The sequence below is a fragment of the Methanobrevibacter sp. genome (assembly GCF_030539555.1).
Taxonomy (GTDB): domain Archaea; phylum Methanobacteriota; class Methanobacteria; order Methanobacteriales; family Methanobacteriaceae; genus Methanocatella.
Genome location: NZ_JAUNXX010000092.1, coordinates 1 through 4,109 on the forward strand (window position 1 = coordinate 1; position 4,109 = coordinate 4,109).

Below are 4,109 nucleotides of genomic sequence, written 5' to 3' on the forward strand. Positions count from 1 at the left end.
ATATAATAGGTGATGCTTTAGTATATCCATTTCACAATATTAAAGCGTTAGTTTTATATGTTATTTTAGGAATTGTTGCTGCACTTATTGGAGGAGCAGCAGTGGTTGGTATTATCGGTGCTTTTAGTACAACAGGTGTAGGTGCATTGGCATTTGATTTATTAGGAATTGTCGGACTTATTGTTTTTATTCTTATAATGTTTCTGATTGAAGGATATGCTTTAGACATTGTAAAATATGGTATTGAAAGAAGGGATGATAGTCCTGGAATAGACTTTGCAAGACAAGTTTCTAACGCAATCAAATTAATTATTGTTGACTTTGTATATTACATTGTTCCTTCAATTATCATTTTCATTTTAGGCATTTTCCTTAGAGATTGGTTACTTACCATAATCAGTTTAATTTTAGTCATTGTATTTACTTTGGCTAACTTTATGGCTAAATGTAGATTAGCAAAAACTGATGATTTGGGTGATGCTTTAGCTATTGGTGAAGCTATTGGAGACATCTCCAGAGTAGGAATCGGTAAACTCATTGCAACTGTTGTTGTTATTTTTGTTATCCTGATGATTGTTATATTTATCCTTGCAGCTATTACTAATGCAAATAACACTATTGGTAGCATTTTACTAGGTATTTTTGCAGTTTACTTTGTATTCTTCTACAATAGAGCTATTGGTTTATTATACTCTGATGCATAATCAAACCATCTTTTTTTCTTTTTTTTGTTGCGACATTATGATTTGGAAGCTAATCATGAGAATGTTCAATGGAGGGAATTGTGTATTTCCATTAAATCCCTGTTAATACAGTTCATTAACATTTATCTCAATTAACTCAGATACATCGTAATGGCTGGCGATTCCTATTTTATAGTTTTCAATATCAAATAGATTAAATTTTAAATTTTTTTTGTCATTTTTAAGGCTGATTTTATCTTCAATTATTATTTCAAAACTGTCTAATTTCAGATTCATTCCAAGGCCAGTATATTTCATGTAGCTTTCCTTTAAAACCCAGTATTTGAAGAATTCTTCTTGTCTGTTTTCGGCGTTCATGATGTTTTCATATTCGCTGTTGTAGAAGTAATGTCTTGCTATGTTTAAATCAATTTCAGGGTCAATAATTTCAACATCCGCACCAACTTCTCTATCAGATATTGCGCATAAGACAATTTTGCCCGAATGGCTTAAGTTGAAATGGATGTTTTCATGGTTGGATATGTATGCCTTGCCATATTTTTCAGTTTTGAATACTGGATTAGTGATATTTGCTTCTGCCAGCATTTTTTTCAAAAGAAGATATGCTCCGCAACTCAGCTTTTTATCCTTTTCAAATCTATAAAAATTGATTTTTTCCTGGCGTTTTTTGGAAACCAGGCCATAAGCCTTTTTCAAATCCAGATTTTCCACATTACAATAAGCTAATCTAATCATTTTATCTTCAGGTATAATAATGTCATGTCATCGAATTGTTCTGCATCTTTAGTGAAGTCAATGATATCATTCAATAATGGTCTGATAGGATTTTTATCAACTTTAAATTCATTGAAGAAGTTTAAAAGTCTCTCTTCGCCATACATTTCATTGTCATTATTGTTTGCATCAGTTATTCCATCGGTGTAGACTACTAGTTCGTTTGTCAATGTTATCTCTTCGTTTGTAAATTCAAAGTCTTCCATTATTCCCAGAACAATTCCTGAATCTATATCCAAATATCTGAATTTATCATTTTCTTTAATTAATGGCGGATTGTGTCCAGCATTTGAAAAAGTTATTTTGCCGGTGTCTTTGTTGTAGACTCCAAGCCATAATGTAAGAAACATTGATTCGGAGTTGTTTTCACATATCTGATTATTCAGTGCATATAACACTTTTGAAGGGTTCACTTCACTTTTAATCAATTGTTTTATCAGCACTTGAGTAATCATTGCAAGGATTGCCGCTGGAACACCCTTGCCTGATGCATCACCAATTACAATAGCCAGATTATCATCATCTAATTGATAATAATCGAAAAAGTCTCCTCCAACCTCTTTTGCAGGTTGTGAATAGCCGTTAACAGTATAATCATCATTTACTATGGCTTCTGTTGGAAGGTTTGCAGCCTGAATTCTTGTTGCAATATCAAGTTCTGCTTTAATGCGCTCTTTTTCACCTTCAATTTCATGAATATTTTCAATATAATTGTTGTTGAAGTTAATCAAATCAGTGTATGAGCGAGCCAATGTACCTATTTCGGTTTGATCATCAACATATCTGGAATATATATTGACCAGTCCTTCAGATTCTATCTTTTCGTTTTCATGTATGAAATTCTCAATTTTTGAAAAGGATATGATAGGCTCAATCACTCTAATCTCAATGTATCTCAAAACAGACATTGAAGGTATGAAGAAAATCAAAAGTAAAATGTCTATCAGTATCATCATTGAAATCATGATTTCATTTGCATTTATTGGAAGGAAATCATCAATTGCAGTAATTAATATGGAATCATAGGACATTAAAATTCCAACGATGATGATAAAGAGTATTGTTAAATGGAAAAGGTTCATTATCTCTTCTGGAATGGATTTTGAGTTTTTAATGACAATATCTGAAGTAATCGGTTTTGATAAGTAAACAAATATAATTGCAGTAATGACAATCAACTCGAAAGAAGCAATGTAGTTATTTAAAAGATTGCTGTAATCAATTACTAGTGATAAGAGTATGCTAATGAGCAATAAAATTGCGAGTATCTTATAGAGTTTCTCTTTGGATTCCTTATTGGATGTTTGAGGAATGTGTACAAAATCAATTTTATTTGAAAGCCAGATTCCAATTATTCCAAAGACAAATGATGAATTGATGAAGTTAAAGAAATATCTAATTTCTAAAAGACTGTTTATGGAGATAGTCTCTGGATATAACAAGTAAAATAGTTTTCCGTGCAACACTGAATATAAAATCCCACAAATAATGGTTATTCCTATGAATAAAAGGATATTGGTGGTATTATTTAATTTTGGTTTTGTTATTTCCAATCTGTTTTTATAATCTCCATACCATAATTTATATGCAAGATAAGATATTCCAAAGCTTACAATGGCGGATAAAATTGCGATTGTTGGACTGTAACCTCTTATTAAATCGCATAAAAAATTCCCAATAACTGATCCGATTGCACCGTATGGTCCAAAAAGCAGTCCTGAAATCAGCAGTATTCCAACATGAAGGCTCAATCCTTCTCCGAAATTCTGCCCACCATTCAAATAATAAATTCCCAAATTAAATATTAACATTAATATGAAAGGAATTCCAATTTGTTTTAGCTTATTTTTCATCATTCCACTTTTTTAATAATTTTCAGGCAATTTTCACCGTTAATGTAGTTATAATCCAACTCATCAGCCAGTTCTTTTGTTAAAAAAATTCCCAATCCTCCAATCTGAGCCTCATCAATATCATCTGGTAGAGGAGGATTTTCTTTTAAAAGCGGGTTGAATTCAACTCCATTGTCTATAAATTCAATAGTTAATGTTGGTTTTCTGAATTCAGCATTGACGATAATAAAGTCTGTTTTTGAGTAATCGACAATATTGACGAAAACTTCTTCAACAATTAAATTGACTTGAAGGTCTTCACGCCCAAGCTCGTTTAAAATAAACTCGTTTAAAGTATATAATTCCTTTATTTCCGGTTTTAAGGTTATTGAGTTCATTCTATCTTTAGGATTTTGTCAAAACCGGACATTCTGAATATTTCACCAACAGAATCGTTAACGTTTTTAATGGCGAATGGAATGTCTTCTGATTTCAATTTCTTTTGGGTTGCAATCAAAACCCTAAGGCCGGCACTTGAAATGTATTCCAAGTCTGTGAAATCCATAATTAATGAATCAAAATTACCTAATTCTTCATTAATCTCTTTATCAAGGTCCTGTGAGGTAATAGTATCAATACGGCCTTCAATTGATAATGTCAATTCCTTTTTATTGTAATTTTTAACAATATTCATGATAATCACTAATTATTATATTGGTTTATATTAATTTTTAAATATTTTGTTTAAAAAATATTTTAAAACAAATGAGGGAACCAACATTAGTAAGTGGTGTAGGAG

General features: G+C 31.2%; 5 protein-coding genes. 1 reads left to right on the plus strand and 4 read right to left on the minus strand.

Annotated features, from left to right (window positions below):
* Positions 1–704, plus strand: a 704-nt coding sequence (locus tag Q4Q55_RS09710) for a DUF4013 domain-containing protein (RefSeq protein ID WP_303372611.1), incomplete at its 5' end; no start/stop codon positions are given.
* A 102-nt stretch (positions 705–806) separates the two neighbouring features.
* Here the strand turns inward: Q4Q55_RS09710 and Q4Q55_RS09715 are convergent.
* From Q4Q55_RS09715 to Q4Q55_RS09730, 4 genes are read right to left on the minus strand one after another with little or no spacing between them, the layout of a single operon-like run.
* Positions 807–1,439 carry a 4'-phosphopantetheinyl transferase superfamily protein gene (locus tag Q4Q55_RS09715; RefSeq protein ID WP_303372612.1) on the minus strand — a complete coding sequence of 211 codons (633 nt, stop codon included), beginning with the start codon at positions 1,437–1,439 and terminating at the stop codon, positions 807–809.
* Positions 1,436–3,331, minus strand: coding sequence for a SpoIIE family protein phosphatase (locus Q4Q55_RS09720; protein ID WP_303372613.1), 1,896 nt, complete (start codon positions 3,329–3,331; stop codon positions 1,436–1,438). Before Q4Q55_RS09720 ends, Q4Q55_RS09715 begins: the two co-directional genes overlap by 4 nt.
* Positions 3,331–3,708, minus strand: a complete 378-nt coding sequence (locus Q4Q55_RS09725) for an ATP-binding protein (protein WP_303372614.1) — start codon at positions 3,706–3,708, stop codon at positions 3,331–3,333. Before Q4Q55_RS09725 ends, Q4Q55_RS09720 begins: the two co-directional genes overlap by 1 nt.
* Positions 3,705–4,004, minus strand: coding sequence for an STAS domain-containing protein (locus Q4Q55_RS09730; protein ID WP_303372615.1), 300 nt, complete (start codon positions 4,002–4,004; stop codon positions 3,705–3,707). The genes Q4Q55_RS09725 and Q4Q55_RS09730 overlap by 4 nt, the downstream gene beginning before the upstream one ends.
* Between the last annotated feature and the right edge of the window lie 105 nt (positions 4,005–4,109).

Coding starts and splice junctions, on each gene's coding strand:
- Q4Q55_RS09725 (WP_303372614.1), bottom strand. CDS start 3,708: ATGAACTCAATAACCTTAAAACCGGAAATAAAGGAATTATATACTTTA.
- Q4Q55_RS09715 (WP_303372612.1), bottom strand. CDS start 1,439: ATGATTAGATTAGCTTATTGTAATGTGGAAAATCTGGATTTGAAAAAG.
- Q4Q55_RS09720 (WP_303372613.1), bottom strand. CDS start 3,331: ATGAAAAATAAGCTAAAACAAATTGGAATTCCTTTCATATTAATGTTA.
- Q4Q55_RS09730 (WP_303372615.1), bottom strand. CDS start 4,004: ATGAATATTGTTAAAAATTACAATAAAAAGGAATTGACATTATCAATT.